14 protein-coding genes are annotated in these 16,518 nt (G+C 73.4%); 6 read left to right on the top strand and 8 right to left on the bottom strand.

The features are described from left to right. Positions 1-37 precede the first annotated feature (37 nt). Positions 38-982 carry an AfsA-related hotdog domain-containing protein gene (locus tag ACIA6A_RS17380; protein WP_396098676.1) on the bottom strand — a complete coding sequence of 315 codons (945 nt, stop codon included), beginning with the start codon at positions 980-982 and terminating at the stop codon, positions 38-40. Positions 983-1,130: 148 nt separating this feature from the next. Here ACIA6A_RS17380 and ACIA6A_RS17375 point away from each other — a divergent pair, with 148 nt between their 5' ends. Together ACIA6A_RS17375 and ACIA6A_RS17370 are read left to right on the top strand one after the other, a co-directional pair. Next, positions 1,131-1,382, top strand: a complete 252-nt coding sequence (locus ACIA6A_RS17375; protein ID WP_396098675.1) for a DUF6059 family protein — start codon at positions 1,131-1,133, stop codon at positions 1,380-1,382. Next, positions 1,379-2,134, top strand: a complete 756-nt coding sequence (locus ACIA6A_RS17370) for a 4'-phosphopantetheinyl transferase family protein (protein WP_396098674.1) — start codon at positions 1,379-1,381, stop codon at positions 2,132-2,134. Before ACIA6A_RS17375 ends, ACIA6A_RS17370 begins: the two co-directional genes overlap by 4 nt. A 3-nt stretch (positions 2,135-2,137) precedes the next feature. Here ACIA6A_RS17370 and ACIA6A_RS17365 read toward each other — a convergent pair whose 3' ends face one another. Beyond that, positions 2,138-3,226 (bottom strand): helix-turn-helix domain-containing protein, encoded by a 1,089-nt coding sequence (locus ACIA6A_RS17365; RefSeq protein WP_396098673.1) that lies wholly within the window; start codon positions 3,224-3,226, stop codon positions 2,138-2,140. A gap of 211 nt (positions 3,227-3,437) precedes the next feature. Between ACIA6A_RS17365 and ACIA6A_RS17360 the strand changes: the two genes are divergently transcribed. Both ACIA6A_RS17360 and ACIA6A_RS17355 read left to right on the top strand, forming a co-directional pair. Further along, positions 3,438-5,717: an ATP-binding protein gene (locus ACIA6A_RS17360; protein ID WP_396098672.1), complete on the top strand. Its 2,280-nt coding sequence runs from the start codon at positions 3,438-3,440 to the stop codon at positions 5,715-5,717. After that, positions 5,714-7,267, top strand: a complete 1,554-nt coding sequence (locus ACIA6A_RS17355) for an AMP-binding protein (RefSeq protein ID WP_396098671.1) — start codon at positions 5,714-5,716, stop codon at positions 7,265-7,267. Before ACIA6A_RS17360 ends, ACIA6A_RS17355 begins: the two co-directional genes overlap by 4 nt. Before the next feature lie 2 nt (positions 7,268-7,269). Here the strand turns inward: ACIA6A_RS17355 and ispG are convergent, their stop codons facing one another. From ispG to ACIA6A_RS17335, 4 genes are read right to left on the bottom strand one after another with little or no spacing between them, the layout of a single operon-like run. Continuing rightward, complete coding sequence (gene ispG / locus ACIA6A_RS17350; RefSeq protein WP_396098670.1) at positions 7,270-8,430, bottom strand: flavodoxin-dependent (E)-4-hydroxy-3-methylbut-2-enyl-diphosphate synthase; 1,161 nt, start codon at positions 8,428-8,430, stop codon at positions 7,270-7,272. 9 nt (positions 8,431-8,439) lie between these two features. Then, a complete protein-coding gene (gene dxs, locus ACIA6A_RS17345; RefSeq protein ID WP_396098669.1) occupies positions 8,440-10,347 on the bottom strand; it encodes a 1-deoxy-D-xylulose-5-phosphate synthase in 1,908 nt (635 codons plus the stop codon). Positions 10,348-10,381: 34 nt separating this feature from the next. After that, complete coding sequence (locus ACIA6A_RS17340; RefSeq protein ID WP_396098668.1) at positions 10,382-11,449, bottom strand: polyprenyl synthetase family protein; 1,068 nt, start codon at positions 11,447-11,449, stop codon at positions 10,382-10,384. Then, positions 11,446-12,408 (bottom strand): 4-hydroxy-3-methylbut-2-enyl diphosphate reductase, encoded by a 963-nt coding sequence (locus ACIA6A_RS17335; RefSeq protein WP_396098667.1) that lies wholly within the window; start codon positions 12,406-12,408, stop codon positions 11,446-11,448. Before ACIA6A_RS17335 ends, ACIA6A_RS17340 begins: the two co-directional genes overlap by 4 nt. Positions 12,409-12,652: 244 nt before the next feature. On the opposite strand from ACIA6A_RS17335, the gene ACIA6A_RS17330 reads away from it, so the two are divergent. Then, positions 12,653-14,554 (top strand): FAD/NAD(P)-binding protein, encoded by a 1,902-nt coding sequence (locus ACIA6A_RS17330; RefSeq protein ID WP_396098666.1) that lies wholly within the window; start codon positions 12,653-12,655, stop codon positions 14,552-14,554. Then, positions 14,551-15,915 (top strand): 3-carboxy-cis,cis-muconate cycloisomerase, encoded by a 1,365-nt coding sequence (pcaB, locus tag ACIA6A_RS17325; protein WP_396098665.1) that lies wholly within the window; start codon positions 14,551-14,553, stop codon positions 15,913-15,915. The genes ACIA6A_RS17330 and pcaB overlap by 4 nt, the downstream gene beginning before the upstream one ends. A 4-nt stretch (positions 15,916-15,919) precedes the next feature. On the opposite strand, the gene ACIA6A_RS17320 is transcribed toward pcaB, so the two are convergent. Together ACIA6A_RS17320 and ACIA6A_RS17315 are read right to left on the bottom strand one after the other, a co-directional pair. Further along, entirely contained in the window at positions 15,920-16,135 is a 216-nt protein-coding gene (locus ACIA6A_RS17320; protein WP_396098664.1) for a hypothetical protein, read from the bottom strand. Next, on the bottom strand, positions 16,060-16,518 hold a 459-nt coding region (locus ACIA6A_RS17315), incomplete at its 5' end, for a nitrate- and nitrite sensing domain-containing protein (RefSeq protein ID WP_396098663.1). The genes ACIA6A_RS17315 and ACIA6A_RS17320, both read right to left, overlap by 76 nt.

Here is a 16,518-nt window from a genome sequence, read left to right as displayed (position 1 = left end):
TGACCTTCCCCCGAAAGACCTCGACGATGTGCTGACCTCAGACCGCGTGGGTCAGCGTGACCTCCGCCTCCGCGACGACCGAGCCGAGCTGGGCGACGGTCGCCCGCAGGTGCGCCGCCGGTTTCCCGTCCGGGCCGGGACCGCCGCCGACGACCTCCGCCGTGCAGGTCAGGGGCAGATCGAGGGTCGCATCGGCCGGGAAACGTACGGACGCGCGCGTGACGCAGGTGTGCGGCGCGCCGAAACCCCGGGTCCGGGTCGCGAGCAGCATCGACGTCTGCCGCACGGCCTCGACCAGCAGGATGGCGGGCACCGGCCCGCCGGGCTCCGCGACGAAGACCGGGTGGGCGCCGTGGTCCAGCAGATCCGCGATCAACAGCTCCGTGCGCAGCGTGTCGCCGGTGCCGTCCGGCCGGGACACGACGACGTTGCGGGGGTCGGACCGGCCCACCGCGTGCGGGTCGGCCGGGGCCGGGCGGGTGCCGGACCAGGAGGGTACGGGCGACCGGTGCCGGTCGTACGCGTCCGGTGCCCGCATCGCCAGGTCGGCCCGGCCGGTACCGGCGGCCGTCCCGTCGATCTCCATCGTGGCGTTCAGGCACAGCGTGCCGGGTATCCCACCGCACGGCGCGGCCGGTGCGACCCGGATGTCCATCGTCATGGGCGCCGTCCCGGCGCCGATCCGCCAGGCGCCCGGCGCGGTCATCGTGAACGCGACGCCGGTGAACCGGTAGCGGCGGTCCAGCGGGACCCGCAGGTAGCGGCGGCCGACGAACTCGCCGACCTGCCGGGCGACGGCCACGAAGAGCAGGGGGTCGTGCACCTCGCCCGGGCCGTCGTTGAACAGCGGATGGCCGGACGGCATCTCCCCGGCGAGCGTGAACCGTTCCTCCGTGCTGTGGATCGCCGGCCGGGGCCGGTGGATCAGATGGCGGGTGGCGAGCGGTGTCGGCCGTTCGCCGGCCATTAGCTGGTGCGTCATGCGAATTCCCCCGTGGACTCATCACTGCGTGTGCCAAGACTGACCAGTGGTCCATGTATGGCCAAGTCAATCCCGGTGGCACCAAGTTGCACTGCAGGTTGTCCTGACGAGAAGGACTGCCGGATCCGCATTTTCTTAAGCCCGGTCCATGTGCGTTCGGAAACGATTTCCCCGGAACGTGGGTAATCGGCCGGAAATGGTGGAGGCGAGCGTGCGCGGATGGTCGGTGCTGTTACGGGGACTGAAGGCGGTCGGCCTTCTCTGGGCACCGGTGCACCCGCTGCCGGAGGAACCGGCCGGCGGGCCGCCTCCGGGGCACCCGGAGGGCTGGAACCCGCACCGGCGGGTCCCGGACGGGCAACGAGAACTGTGGGCGCAGATCCGAACCGAGGTGCGGTGACACCCCGGCACTGCCCGCCGACGGTGGCCCCGGACAGCGTCCCGACCTGGGAGTGGGCCCGCGGCGAGCTGGCCGGCGACCGGGACGTCCTGCTGTACGCCAGGCTGGCCGACTGGCTGCCCGAGCGGTCCGGCGACGGTTCGCTGCGACAGCTGCTCGGGCGGGACTGGAGTTGCTTCCTGGAGCTGTCCAAACGGGAGGTGTCCGCCCGGGTCGCGGCCACCCGGGCACTGCTGCGGCACGCGTCGGCGAACCTGGCCGACGACCCCACCGGGCCGCTGGAACTGGGCTACGGACCCACCGGCCGGCCGTACCTGAGGGGTCATCCACGGGTCGACATCAGCCTCAGCTACGTCGACGACCTGGTGCTCATCGGGATGACCACGCGCGGCCTGATCGGGATCGAGGCCGAGCGGCTGGACCGGGACCTCTACCGCAGCGGGCGGAGCCGGCACATCTGCAGTCCGTACGAGCTGGTCACGCTGGCGGAGGTCGCCGAGGGGGACCGCAACCGCCACCTGGTACGGCTGTGCGCGCTCAAGGTCGCGTACAGCAAGGCGATGGGCCTGGGCGCGCACTCCAGGCTCGCCGACATCGGTTTCGGCCCGGACGGGCGGCCGGCCCGGGCCCGCCGCCCGGACGGGACACCGGCCGCCGGTGACGAGTGGACATTCCGCTCGTTCGTCGTGGACGGCGACTACCTGCTGGGCGCCGCGGTGTACGACGCCGGCCCGGGGCCGGGCCGGGAGTGAGCGTCACAGCCCGGCCGGCACCCCGGAAGGCCACCGGCCGGTCTTGCCGAGCATGGTTCCCGGGCTCCCGGCGTCGTCCGCGTCGTCCAGCAGCCCGGAACGGGCGATCTCCACCCCGGCCTGGAAGCGGCTCGTGGTGCCGAGCTCGTCCATGATCTCGGAGATGTGCCGCCGGCAGGTGCGCACCGACATGCCGAGGCGCCGGGCCACCGTCTCGTCCTTGTGGCCCTGGGCCAGCAGCCGGATGACGGCGCGCTTCACGTCCTCGTTCACCGGCCGGCCCCGGTCCGCGTCGGGCTGGAACGGGATGGCCGCGTTCCACAGGTGCTCGAAGACGTCGCACAGGTAGCCGACGACGGCCGGTTCCCGGATCACGACCGCCCCGGCCGGCCGCGACGTCGCCATCCGCTCGGGGAGGAACGCGGTCTCGCGGTCGAAGACGGTCATCCGGTCGATGACCTCCTCGGTCGTGCGGACGTACGCCCCCTGCCGCGTCATGTCCGACACGTAGGCCTGGGTGACCAGGTCGGTGCGCGCGGGATGCTGATAGATGGCCCGGCTGCGGACGCCCCGGCCCAGGGCCTGCGGCAGCTGGCTGCGGACCGCGGACATCAGCTGGGCCGGCCGGCCGCCGGGCTGCACCGTCATGATCTCGGACTTGCACCGGCGGGCATGCTCGTCGAGCACCGACTGCACCACCGACATGTCCGAGATGACGTCGAAGGCCTCGCGGTGGTTGCGGTCCCGGCGGTCCTCGAAGTACGCCGGGGCCAGCGCCATCACCCGGGCCCGGATCTCGGTGACGGAGGACTGCAGCTCACGGATCTGGTTCTCGGCCGGCGCGACGAGCCCGGAGGCCGCGGTGTCGGGTCCGACCGGCACCAGCTCCGCCGGGCTGCCGGGCATGGGATGGATGAGGCGCAGGGACCGCAGCACGCGCTCGGCCCGCGCCATCTCGTCCGGATCCAGCCCCAGGTGCCCGGCGAGCACGTCCGGGACGAACCTCCCCCGCCGCACCGCCTCCCGGTAGGCCAGCACACTCACGTGGTCCAGCTCCGCGAACATCACATCGTCATCGTCATGGGATCGCACACCGATCACCTCTCCCCGCAGAGTGGTCGGACTTCGTCGCCAGTGTTGCACGTGGATCTATGCCGCAGGGGGCTCGCCGGGAGCTCCGCATCGGACGGTCGGCGTCGATCAAGGGATTCGGTGGCCTCCGGGTCGGGCTACAGGCCCGCACAAGCGGGGCCGCCTACCGTGCGATCGGACCGTCGGGTCCGGACAGTCACCGAGGGGGGACATGGCGACCGATCTGAGAGTGCCCGGTGCGGCCCGGTCCGGGCTGATCGGCCGCGAGTTCGAGCTGCTGGCCGTCGAGGGACGGCTGCTGGATCCGGCGGTGCGGCTGCTCTCGCTGGTCGGCGCCGGTGGGGTGGGCAAGAGCCGGCTGGCCGCGGAGGCGGCCCGGGTGACCCGCGCCACGTTCACCCGGGGGGTACGGATCGCCGACGTGACCGGGGGTCGGCCGGACGAACCGGTGGGCGACCTCGTCGACCGCGCGGTCGCGGACCTGACCGGGCCGCCCGGGACAGGGGCCGACCGGGCGCTGCTGGTGCTGGACGGCGTCGAGCACCGGGCGCCCGAACTCGCACCGCTGGTCGCCGGCCTGCTCGCCGCCGACCCGGGACTGACCGTGCTGACCACCGGCCAGCGGGCGCTGGGGGTGTACGGCGAGCGGGTGGTGCCGGTCGCGCCGCTGACGCCGCCCGGGCCGCTGGTCGCCCCGGACGTCGCCGACGTCCAGGACAACCCGGCCGTGCTGCTGTTCACCCGGCGGGCCCACGAGGTGAATCCCGGCTTCACGCTCACCGCCGAGAACGTGACCGCCGTCGTCGACATCTGCGACCTGTTGGAGGGCGTACCGCTGGCCCTGGAGATGGCGGCGGCCCGGCTGCGGTCGTTCCCGGTTGCCGAGCTGCGGTCCTGGCTGGTCCGCGGCGGCGACAGCCACCTCGCCGGTCCGGTCGACGCCCCGCCCCGGCAGCGCTCGCTCCACGCGGCCGCCGAGTGGAGCTGCCGGGGCCTCACCGCGGGCCAGCTCTCCCTGCTGGCCCGGTTGTCCGTCCTCGAGCGGGGCGCGACGCTCGCGACGATCGAGAAGATCTCCCCGCTGCCCCCGGCCGGCACCACCCCCGCCGTCGAGGCGCTGCTCGACCGGAGCCTGCTCACCGTGGTCGAACAACCGCGCGCGGAGAGCCGGCTCACCATGGCGCGCACGATCCGGGCGTACGCCGGCACCCTGCTCGAGCGGGACGGCGACGCCGCGGCGGCCCGGGCCGGCCACGCGCGGCACTTCCTCACGCTGATGCGCACGATCGAGGGCCGCTTCACCGGTCCGGAACAGCGGGACTGGCTGCGGATCGCCGGGCTCGAACACGACAACGTGCTGGTCGCGCTGGAGCACCTGAGCGCCACCGGCGACCTCGAGGCGCATGCCGCGCTGCTCGTCGCCTGCTCGCGGCCGTGGCTGATCCGCGGTGAGCTCCGGGCCGGGCTGGACCGCTTCGACCGCGCCGCGGCCGCGCTGGAGCCCGACGACAGCGAACGCGTGCTGCGCCTGCGCGCCCGGTTGTACACCGCGGCGGGCAGCCTGTCGTCGGCCCGCGGTGACCACGCGGGCGCCGCCCATCGGTACCGGCGGGCGGTGGCCGTCCACAAACAGCTCCGCGACTCGCAGCACGGTGCGCGCGCGTCGGCGCGGCTGGGCCGGGCGCTCGTGCGGTGCGGGGACCGTGCGGCCGGCCGGTCCCTGCTCGCCGCGGCCCGGTCCACGCTGGAATGGCTGGGTGACACCGCGGGGTCGGCCGAGGCCGCGGCCGGGCTGGCGGAGGCGTTCCTCGACGCCGGGGCGCTGAGCGAGGCGGGGATCCTGCTCGACCGGGCCCTGCGGGTATACCGGCAGAACGGCGAGATCCGCGACCTGGCGAGCACGCTGCTGCTCGGCGCCCGGCTGTCGGCGCGCGGGTCCGACGGGGCGGCGGCGCGGTCCGCCGTACGGGAAAGTCTGCTGCTCCTCGACTCGATCGACGACCGCAGCGAACTCCCGGCGGCCCTGGCGACGTTCGCGCTGCTGATCCACGACGGGGCGGGCCAGCCGCAGCGGGCGGCCCGGCTGCTGGCCGCGGCCGGTGCCCTGAGCGACCGGGCCGGTGTCGTGGTGAGCGACGCCCGCCGCGACCAGCTCGGCGAGGCGGTCCGATCGTTACGCCGTCAGCTCGGCCCGGCTGCGTTCGCCGAGGCCTGGGCCGAGGGCACCCGGTCGCGGCCCGCGGCGATGGTCGCCGAGGCGCTCGCCGTCGGTGAGGCCCGGCCGGCCGCCGACCGGGCCGGGGCCGCCCTGCTCACCCCGCGCCAGCTGCAGGTGGCGCAGAGCGTCGCCGAAGGGCTGACCAACCGGCAGATCGCCGGCCGGCTGGGCATCGCGGAGTGGACGGTGGTCAACCACGTCCGGCAGGTGATGCGCCGACTCGGCTGCACCTCCCGGGTCCAGGTGGCCTGGGCGGTCGGCCGGGGCCGGTGAAGGAGCTGCTGGCCGGTCTGCGCCCGCCGCCCGGGCCGGCCGGGACGTTCCGTGCGCGGGGCTGGTGGCGCGACCACAGCGTGCTGCACGAGCTCTACCGGGGCGGCGCCGCACACCCGGACCGGGTCGCGATCATGGCCCGGCGCGGGGCCGGCCCGGTGGTGCGGCTGTCGTACGCGCAGCTGGTCACGTACGTCGAACGGTTCGCGCACGCCCTCGCGGCCCTGGGCATCGGGGCCGGTGACCCGGTCGCCTACCAGCTGCCGAACCGGTGGGAGAGCTCCGCGCTGTTCTTCGCCTGCCTGCGGATCGGCGCGGTGGCGGTGCCGATCCTGCCCGGGTACGGCGCGCGGGACCTGCGAGCGGTGCTGGACGCCGCGCAGCCCCGGGTGTGCGTGGTGCCGGACGTGTGGGGCGGGGTGCCGCAGGCGGAGGTCCTGGCCGACCTGGCCGGGAGCCTGCCGTGGCTACGCCGGCGGGTGGTCGTCGGCGACGCGGCCGCCACCGGGGCACTCGACTTCACCGAGTACTTCCTGCGCACCCCGCACGAGCGCCACGACCGCCGGTCCTGGCTGCGGGTGCCGGGCGAGCCGGCCGACCGGGTCTGCCTGATCGTCACCACGGTCGGCCTCGGCGACGCGCACAGCATGGTCATGCACACCCCCAACACGCTGCGCGCCGGGGCCGACCGGCGCGGCGCGGCGCCGGCGGAGGTCACCTGGTCGGCGTTGCCGGTCGCGTCGCTGCCGTCGGTGCTGCACGCCGTGGTCGGCCCGGTGCTCAGCGGGGGCACCGCGGTCCTGCAGGACGGGTGGGACCCGGGGACGGCCCTGGACCTGATGGCGTGCGCCGGGGCCGGGCGGGCGTACGCGTCCCCGGCACAGTGGGCCGAACTGGCGTCCGTCCAGGAAGGACAGCCCCGTCACCTGACCGCGCTGCGGTTCGCCCGGTCGGCCGATCCCGGTGGGATCCTGGCCCGGCGGGTGCACGACGTGCTGGGGGTGCGGCTGTCCGCGGGCCCGCCGGCGGCCGGGACGGAGACGACCCTGGCCGGGATCGAGGGCACGGACCGGCTGTTCCGGATCCTGGCCCGGGGCCCGGCGTCCCCGCTGGCCACCTGGCGGCGCGACACCGGCCGGGTCCGGCCCACCTGGGAGCATCAGGACGGCTGGGTCGACACCGGCGACCTGGTCCGGGTGGACGACGCCGGCCGGGCCGAGCCGGTGCGGCGGCCCGCCACCGACGTCGGCGGCCTGTTCCTGGTCCCGGTCGCCGAGGTCGAGGACGGCCTGCGCGCCCACCCGCGGGTCGCCGACGCGGCCGTGGTCGGTGCCCCGGACCGGGAGTACGGCGAGCTCGCCTGCGCGGTGGTGGTGCCGGTGGGCGACCCGCCGGGCCTGCCGGAGCTGCGCGAGCATCTGCTGGCGCTCGGCGTGGCCCCGGCGCACCTGCCGGCCCGGCTCGAACTGGCAGGTGCGCTGCCCCGCGACGGGACCGGTGCGGTGCAGCGGGCCCGGCTACGGGAACAGGTCGGGCACCGCGGGACCTGACCTCAGGCGACCACGACCGTCGGCGCGCCGGGCCGGGTCTCGCGCTCCTCCGGGGGCATGGCCTCGACCAGCTTCAGGGCCTCCTCGATCAGCGTCTCGACGATCTGCGACTCGGGGACCGTACGGACCGGGACGCCCTTGATGAAGATCTGTCCCTTGCCGTTGCCGGACGCGACCCCCAGGTCGGCCTCGCGGGCCTCGCCCGGGCCGTTGACCACGCAGCCCATCACGGCCACCCGCAGCGGCGCGTCGAGCCCGTCGAGCCCGGCGGTCACCTCGTCGGCCAGTTTCCAGACGTCCACCTGGGCCCGGCCGCACCCGGGGCAGGAGACGATCTCCAGGCCGCGCTTCTTGAGGTTGAGCGACTCCAGGATCTGCAACCCGACCTTGACCTCCTCCACCGGCGGGGTGGACAGCGACACCCGCAGCGTGTCGCCGATGCCCTCGCTGAGCAGGGCGCCGAACGCCACCGCCGACTTGATCGTGCCCTGGAACGCCGGCCCCGCCTCGGTCACCCCCAGGTGCAGCGGGTAGTCGCACTGCCGGGCCAGCAGCCGGTACGCGTTGATCATCACGACCGGGTCGCTGTGCTTGACCGAGATCTTGAGGTCACGGAACCCGTGCTCCTCGAACAGCGAGCACTCCCACAGTGCCGACTCGACCATGGCCTCCGGGGTGGCCTTGCCGTACTTGGCCAGCAGCCGCTTGTCCAGGGAACCGGCGTTCACCCCGATCCGGATCGGGACCCCGGCGCCGGCGGCGGCGTGCGCGATCTCCTTCACCTTGTCGTCGAACTGCTTGATGTTGCCCGGGTTGACCCGCACCGCGGCACAGCCGGCGTCGATCGCGGCGAACACGTACCTCGGCTGGAAATGGATGTCGGCGATCACCGGGATGCTCGACTTGCGGGCGATCTCCTTCAGCGCGTCGGCGTCGTCCTGCGACGGCACCGCGACCCGGACGATCTGGCAGCCGGCCGCGGTCAGCTCCGCGATCTGCTGCAGGGTGGCGTTGACGTCCGAGGTGAGCGTCGTGGTCATCGACTGGATCGAGACCGGGGCGTCCCCGCCCACCGCGACGTTGCCCACCATGATCTGCCGGGAGACCCGGCGGGTCGCGACCGGCCGGGGCGGCATCTCGGGTGCGTTCAGCAGTACTGACATCGCGGGTCCTTATCCTTGTGCGGTGGGCTGAGGGAGCTTCTGGCCGTTCAGTGCCGCGGTGACCCGGGCCGCGAGATCCCCGGAGGTCAGTCCGAGGGTCCGCAGGATGTCGGCGCGCTTGCCGTGGTCCAGGAACTCCTGCGCGATACCGAAGTCCCGGACCGGGGTGTCGACCCCCGCGGCCCGCAGCGCCCGGGCGATCGCCGAACCCGCGCCGCCGGTCAGCCCGTTGTCCTCGACCGTGACCACCAGCCGGTGGCGGGCCGCCAGCGGGGCCAGCGCGGGGCTGACCGGCTTGATCCAGCGCGGGTCCACGACCGTGCTGCCGATGCCCTCGGCGGCCAGCAACGACGCGAGGTCGAGGCAGGTCCGGGCCATCACCCCGACGGACACCACGAGGACGTCCTCCCGCTCGCCGCGGTGCAGCACGTCGAGGTCGCCGACGGTGCCGACGGCCGGCAGGTCACCCGGCACCGGGCCCTTGGGGAACCGGACCGCGGTCGGCCCGTCGCCGACCGCCAGGGCCTCGCCGAACAGGTCGCGCAGCCGCTTGCCGTCGCGCGGCACGGCGACGCGCATGCCCGGCACCATCTGCAGCAGCGACAGGTCCCACATACCGTTGTGGCTGGCCCCGTCGTCACCGGTGACCCCGGCCCGGTCCAGCACGAACGTCACCGGCAGCCGGTGCAGCGCGACGTCCATCAGGGCCTGGTCGAACGCCCGGTTCAGGAACGTGGCGTACATCGCCACCACCGGGTGCAGGCCACCCATGGCGAGCCCGGCGGCCGACGTGACGGCGTGCTGCTCGGCGATGCCGACGTCGAACGTGCGCTGGGGGAAACGCGCCGCGAAGTCCCGCAGGCCGGTCGGCTCCAGCATCGCCGCGGTGATCGCCACCAGGTCCGCGCGCCGCTCGCCCGCGGCGACCATCTCGGCGCCGAAGACCGAGGTCCAGGTACGGGCGGCCGGTGCGCCGACGGCCCGGCCGGTGCGCGGGTCGATCACCCCGACGGCGTGGAACCGGTCGAGGTCGTGGCTCTCCGCGGGCACGTACCCGGCGCCCTTGGTCGTGATGCAGTGGACCAGGACCGGGCCGCCGAAGTGCCGGGCCCGGTCGAGCGCGTACTCCAGGGCCCCGATGTCGTGCCCGTCCACCGGGCCGATGTACTTCAGGCCCATGCCGTCGAACATGTTCTGCTGGACGAGGATGTCCTTGAGACCGTGCTTGGCGGCGTGGAACGCGGCGTACACCGGTTCGCCGATGACCGGGCGGACCCGGTCCTTGCCCCACTCGAGCACCCGCTCGTACCGCCGCGACGTGCGCAGCTTGGTGAGCTGGTCGGCGAGCCCGCCGATGGTCGGGGCGTACGACCGGCCGTTGTCGTTGACCACGATGACCACCGGCCGGTCCTTGGCCGCGGCGATGTTGTTGATGGCCTCCCAGCACATGCCGCCGGTGAGCGCGCCGTCCCCGACCACCGCGACCACCGCGCGGTCCGTCTCGCCGGTCAGCTGGGCCGCCTTCGCCAGGCCGTCGGCGTACGAGAGCGCGGTCGACGCGTGCGAGTTCTCCACCAGGTCGTGGACCGACTCGGCCCGCGACGGGTAGCCGGACATGCCACCGGCCTTGCGCAGCTGGTCGAACTCGCCGGCCCGGCCGGTGAGCATCTTGTGCACGTAGCTCTGGTGCCCGGTGTCCCAGACGATCCGGTCGCGCGGGGACTCGAACACCCGGTGCAGGGCGATGGTCAGCTCCACGACCCCGAGGTTGGGCCCGAGGTGGCCGCCGGTGCGGGAGACCTTGTCCACCAGCGTCGTACGGATTTCCCCGGCCAGCGCGGTCAGCTGCTCGGGGGAGAGCCCGCGCAGGTCACCGGGCTGCCGGACGGACCCCAGCAGGTCGCTGTCAGGTGCCATGGTCGATCGGTTCCTCTCGGGATGCATCGGGCGGTCACCGGTCGCGGTAGGCGACGAGGGTGGCCAGCCGGGAGAATTCGTCGCTCCACACCGGGTCGAGACCGGCCGGGGCGAGTGACGCGACGGCCCGCTCGACGAGCTCGCCGATGGTGCGCTCGACCGCGTCGCGGACCCCGGTCTCCTCCAGCACCCGCCGGATCAGGTCGGCGTCCCACGGGGCGTCGCCGTCGCGGGCGAGCAGCCCGCGGATCCGGGGGTCGCGCTCGACCGCCAGGGCGAGCAGCAGCGTCATCTTGTGCTCGGCGAAGTCCAGCCCGGCCGGTTTGCCGGCCGCCTCGGTGCTGCCGAACGCGTCCATCAGGTCGTCCCGCAGCTGGAACGCCTCACCCAGGGCCAGGCCGTAACCCGCGAACGCGTCGGCCAGGCCGGGCCGGCCGGCCAGGGTGGCGCCGAGCAGCAGCGGGCGCTGGATCGAGTAGCGGCCGGACTTGCAGACCGCGATCCAGCGGGACAGCCGGGGGTCGACGACGGCCTCGGCGGCGACCGCGACGTCCAGGTGCTGCCCGACGATCAACTCGGTGCGCAGCTCGCCCCACAGCCGGCGGGCCGGCGGCGGGAAGTCGAACGTGAGCTCGTCGGCGTACACGAACGCGAGGTCCCCGGCGAGCACCGCGACCCCCTCGCCGAACCGGCGGGCCTCGCCCTGCCAGCCCTGGGAGCTGTGCTCACCGGCCTGGCGGACGTGGATCGTCGGCGCGCCCCGGCGCAGCGCCGAGTTGTCGATGACGTCGTCGTGGATCAGCGCGAACGCCTGGAGCAGTTCCAGGGCCGCGGAGGCGTCGACGGCGACCTCGGCCCCCGGGTCCCCGCCGGCGGCGAGGAACGCGCTGAGGCAGAAGATCGGCCGCAGCCGCTTCCCGCCCCGGCCCACCATGTCGATGACGGCCTCGACCGGCTGGGCGGCCCGCGGGTTGATCGCGAGCCAGCGCAGCCGTTCCGCCTCGGTGAACCGGTCCAGCCGGCGCTCGACGCGGTCGAGCAGATCCTGGCGCACCCGCAGCAGATCGGGCGCGGAGGCCGGGCGATCGGCGATGACGGTCATGAGAGCCTTCCTTTCGCGAGGCCCGGGCCGGCCAGGCCCGACGGCAGTCCGAACACGACGTTCTCGGTCGCGGTCCGTTCGATCTCGATATCGCGGAATCCGTGTTCCGCGAGCCGGTCGAGCACCTCGTCCACCAGAATCTCCGGGGCGCTCGCACCGGCACTGACGCCGATGGCCGAGGCGTTCTCCAGCCATTCCGCGCGCAGGTGGGTCACATCGGGAACGAGATGGGCCGCGGTGCCCAGATTCCGGGCCACCTCGACCATCCGGATCGAATTGCTGGAATTGAGCGAGCCGACCACCAGGACAAGATCACTGCGGGCGGCGATCGCCTTGACCGCGTTCTGCCGGTTCTGGCTGGCGTAACAGATGTCACCGCCGGCCGGCGCGGACATCCCGGGGAACCGGGCGTTCAGCGCGTCGACGATGCCGGACGTCTCGTCCAGCGACAGCGTGGTCTGGGTCAGGTAGCCGATCTCGGTGCCGGGCGCCAGCTCGACGCGGTCCACCGCCTCCACCGAGTCCACGATGATCGTGCGGTCCGGGGCGTGCCCGAACGTGCCCTCGACCTCCTCGTGGTCGGCGTGGCCGATGAGCAGGATCGTCTTGCCGTCCCGGGCGTGCCGGCGGGCCTCCTGGTGGACCTTGGAGACCAGCGGGCAGGTCGCGTCGATGACGTCCAGCTTGCGGTCGGCCGCGTTGCCGCGGACCGCGGGGGAGACGCCGTGCGCGGAGAAGATGCACACCGCGCCCTCGGGGACCTCGTCCTCCGAGCTCACGAACACCGCACCGCGCTGGCGCAGGGAACGCACGACGAAATGGTTGTGGACGATCTCCTTGCGGACGTAGACCGGAGGACCGTACTTCGCCAGCGCCTCCTCCACGATCAGGATCGCGCGGCGGACACCGGCGCAGAACCCCCGTGGCTCCGCCAGGATCACTTTCTTCGATTCCGTCATCGCTCCCCCGTTGGTGGATAGGGGAATGAGCGTGCCGACGGAAAGGAAGAGGTGTCAACGATTGCCATACGGTTGCTACCCGGACTTGGCGCCCGCTTGGCGGCACCTGCTGCCGCACCGCTGCGGCCAGCCCGGATACCAAGCCGGCGCCAAGTCGCCGGAAAGTCCCCGACAAGGCCGGTGGCCGATTCTTTCCGGCAGGGATCGGGGGAATGGAAACGTGCGACGTTTGTGTGTCATCGGAATGGGTCCACGTGGACTGTCGGTGCTGGAAAGGCTCATCGCCAACGCGCGGACCGGCCGGCCCGCGGACCGGACGGAGATCCACCTCGTCGATCCGTACGAGCCGGGGGCCGGGGCGGTGTGGCGGGTCGAACAGTCCCGGCACCTTCTGATGAACACGGTCGCGTGCCAGATCACCGTCTTCACCGACGCGCTGAGCCGCATCGACGGCCCGATCGAGCCGGGACCGTCGCTGTTCGTGTGGGCGCAGGGCCTGCTCACCGCGCCCGAGCCGGCCACCGCCGCCTGGATGATCGAGGAGGCCACGGAGCTCGGGCCGGACTCGTACCCGACGCGGGCCCTGTACGGCGCGTACCTGCGGTCGTGCTTCCACCGGATCGTCCGCCGGGCCCCGGACCACGTCACCGTCCGCGAACACCGGACGCTCGCCACGGCCCTGGTCGACGTCGGCGACGGGACCGCGGGCGCGCAGGCCGTCGCGGTCGCGGACGGCTCCTGGCTGACCGGGCTCGACGCCGTCGTGCTGGCGCAGGGACACGTACCCACCCGGCCGAGCGCGGGCATCCAGCGCACCCTCGCAATGGCCGGGCAGTACGGCTTGCGATACCTGCCACCGGCGAATCCCGCCGATGTGGACCTCGACGCCATCGCCCCCGGGGAACCGGTCCTGCTGCGCGGCCTGGGCCTGTGTTTCTTCGACCATCTGACGCTGCTCACCGCGGGCCGCGGCGGCGTGTTCCGGCGCACCGGCGACCGCCTGGTCTATCTGCCCTCGGGCCGGGAACCCCGGCTGTACGCGACGTCGCGGCGCGGGGTGCCGTACCACGCGCGGGGTGAGAACGAGAAGGGTACGGCCGAACGGCACCTGCCCGTCCTGCTGACTCCCCAGGCCGTCGCCGATCTGCGTGCGCGGGGCCCGGTCGACTTCGCGACCCAGTTGTGGCCGCTGATCCGGCTGGAGGCCGAGGCCGTCTACTACGAGACACTGCTGCGGCGCCGGGGCGACCCGGAACCGGACGCGATGGCCCGGGCCTACCTGGAGGCCGCCACCGACGCCGGCCGCGCCGCTCTGCTCGACGAGCACGGTGTCGTCCCGGCCGACCGCCTCGACTGGGAACGCCTGGCCCGGCCGTGGTCCGGGCAGCGGTTCGCCTCCCTGCCGGCGTGGCAGCGGTGGCTGACCGGCTATCTGCGCGCGGACATCGCCCACGCGCTGCAGGGCAACCGGAGCAACCCGCTCAAGGCCGCACTCGACGTGCTGCGCGACATCCGCAACGAGGTCCGGCTGGCGGTGGACCACGCCGGGCTGGACGGCGAGTCGCACCTCCGCCACCTCGACCAGTGGTACACCCCGCTGAACGCGTTCCTGTCGATCGGGCCACCCGCGTCGCGGATCGAGGAACTGACCGCGCTGATCGAGGCGGGCGTGGTGGTGCTGCCCGGCCCGGCCACCCGGGTCGGCATCGACCGCGGCGACCCGGCCTTCGTGCTCTCCTCCGAGCTGGTCGACGGCGATCCGGTCCGGGCCACGACACTGATCGAGGCCCGGCTGCCCGCACCGGACCTGCTCAACACCGCGGATCCGCTGCTGCGGTACCTGCTGCGCACCGGGCAGGCGGCGGCGCACCGCATCGCCGTGGCCGGGGGCGGTGAGGTCGAGACGACCGGGCTGGCCGTGACACCCCGGCCGGCGCGCCTCGTGGACGCGTCGGGCACCGTCCATCCGCGCCGGTTCGCGTACGGTGTGCCCACCGAATCGGTGCACTGGGTGACCGCCGCCGGCATCCGGCCGTGCGTCGACTCGGTCACGCTCGCGGACTCCGACGCGATCGCCCGCGCGGCGCTCGCCCTGCCGGTGCTCGCCGGCGACGTCCCGGACCGGCGGATAGAGGTGCTGTCATGAACGAGGACACCGGTCTGTTGTCACCGGTCCGTGCCGGGACCCCGATCGAGGACCTGGTCACCGACGAGGCCTGGCTCCAGGCGATGCTCGACGCCGAGGTCGCACTGGTCCGGGCACAGAGCCGCTGCGGAACAGTCCCCGTTGCGGCGGCCGAGGCCATCGCCCGGTCCGCCCGGGCCGAGCTTTACGACCTGCGGGAACTGGCCCTGGCAGCACGACTGACCGCCAACCCGGTCGTCGGCCTCGTCCAAGCCCTCACCCGCCTGGTCCAGCACGACGACCCCAGCGCCGCAGAATATGTACACCGCGGCTCGACCAGCCAGGACATCCTCGACACCGCCACGATGATCATCACCCGGCGCGCCCTCACCCTGATCCACACCGACCTGGACAACACCACCACCGCGTTGCGCGACCTCGCCGTCCGGCACCGCAACACCCCGATGCCCGGCCGCACCCTGGCGATGCAAGCCGTCCCCACCACCTTCGGCCTCAAAGCAGCAGGCTGGGGTGAGCTGGTGACCGCCGCCACCGACCGGATCGACCGGCTCCTGCACGATGGTCTGCCGGTCTCGTTCGGCGGTTCCGCCGGCACCCTCGCCGGATACCTCGAATTCGCCCGCCTCGACACCCCCGACCTCGACACCACCACCTACGTCCACCAGGTCGCCCACGCCTTCGCACAGGAATGCGGCCTGAGCACCACCACCCTGCCCTGGCACGCACTACGGACACCGATCGCCGACCTCGGCGCGGTCCTCGCGTTCACCACCGGCGCCCTCGGCAAGATCGCCACCGACGTGCTCACCCTGAGCCGCACCGAGATCGCCGAGCTCACCGAACCCCCCGCCACCGGCCGGGGCGGCTCATCGGCGATGCCACACAAACGCAACCCGGTGCTGTCCACCATGATCCGCAGCGCCGCACTACAAGTACCCGCGATGGCCGTCGTGCTCACGCAGAGCCTGCTGGCCGAGGACGAACGCTCCGCGGGCGGCTGGCACGCCGAATGGCTGATCCTGCGCGAATGCCTCCGCCTGACCGGCGGCGCCACCCACACCGCCAGGGAACTCGCTCAAGGGCTCGAGGCACGCCCGGAGCGGATGCGGGCCAATCTGGACCTCACCCACGGACAGGTGGTCTCCGAACGGATCGCCGCGGTCCTGACACCCCGGCTCGGCAAAAGCACCGCCCGCGCACTGCTCACCGACGCGTCAACCCGCTCCGACCACGACGGCCGCGACCTCGCCGACATCCTGACCGAGGCCGGCATCACCGGGGCCGCCGACCTCTGCACCCCCGAGGGCTACCTCGGCGCCGCCCCCACCCTGGTGGACGCCGCGACCACCGAGGATCCGTGACCGTTCAGCGCTCCGGCAGCCATTTCTGCCAGTCCGCCCGATGGCTGCCGAGCCAGCGCTTCGCGGCGTCGTCGCGGGAGAGCTTCTTGATGGTGATGTCCCGGGCCACCTCGTTCTGGTCGTCGGTCCAGGCGAAGGTCGTGATCAGGTCGGCCGCCGAGTCGACGAACGCCTCACGGGCGATCTTGTCCAGGTCGTACGGCTGGTAGTCGCACGCCACCGACCTAGGGTGGCCGCGTCCTTGGCCGCGCGCATCGTGACGAACTGCAGGAACTCGCCGGTGCGAAAGTCCTGGGCGGTACTCTCCTTGGCGTCGCCGAGCGCCTCGAGGGTGGCGACACCACGGCGCAGCGCCGGGTCCGCCGAGCTGTCCAGGCCGTGGTCGACGCTGCTCAGCTCGGCGATCCGTCCGGTGTAGAACGTGGGAGCGCGGTCGGCGGTAACGGTGTCGGTGCCGGCCCGGACGCCGGCCAAGCCGTCCAGCTCCCGGAGGGTCCTGGCCACCCGGTCCTGGCCACCCGGTCCTGGCCACCCGGTCCTGGCCACCCGGTCCTGGCCACCCGGTCCTGGCCACCCGGTCCTGGCCACCCGGTCCTGGCCACC

Source organism: Actinoplanes sp. NPDC051494 (assembly GCF_044454705.1).
Classification (GTDB): domain Bacteria; phylum Actinomycetota; class Actinomycetes; order Mycobacteriales; family Micromonosporaceae; genus Actinoplanes.
The sequence above is the reverse complement of the archived record's forward strand: the minus strand, read 5'-3'. Positions and strand labels throughout refer to the sequence as shown.

Coding starts and splice junctions, on each gene's coding strand:
- ACIA6A_RS17360 (WP_396098672.1), top strand. CDS start 3,438: ATGGCGACCGATCTGAGAGTGCCCGGTGCGGCCCGGTCCGGGCTGATC.
- ispG (WP_396098670.1), bottom strand. CDS start 8,430: ATGTCAGTACTGCTGAACGCACCCGAGATGCCGCCCCGGCCGGTCGCG.
- ACIA6A_RS17330 (WP_396098666.1), top strand. CDS start 12,653: ATGGGTCCACGTGGACTGTCGGTGCTGGAAAGGCTCATCGCCAACGCG.
- dxs (WP_396098669.1), bottom strand. CDS start 10,347: ATGGCACCTGACAGCGACCTGCTGGGGTCCGTCCGGCAGCCCGGTGAC.
- ACIA6A_RS17380 (WP_396098676.1), bottom strand. CDS start 982: ATGACGCACCAGCTAATGGCCGGCGAACGGCCGACACCGCTCGCCACC.
- ACIA6A_RS17340 (WP_396098668.1), bottom strand. CDS start 11,449: ATGACCGTCATCGCCGATCGCCCGGCCTCCGCGCCCGATCTGCTGCGG.
- ACIA6A_RS17375 (WP_396098675.1), top strand. CDS start 1,131: ATGTGCGTTCGGAAACGATTTCCCCGGAACGTGGGTAATCGGCCGGAA.
- pcaB (WP_396098665.1), top strand. CDS start 14,551: ATGAACGAGGACACCGGTCTGTTGTCACCGGTCCGTGCCGGGACCCCG.
- ACIA6A_RS17335 (WP_396098667.1), bottom strand. CDS start 12,408: ATGACGGAATCGAAGAAAGTGATCCTGGCGGAGCCACGGGGGTTCTGC.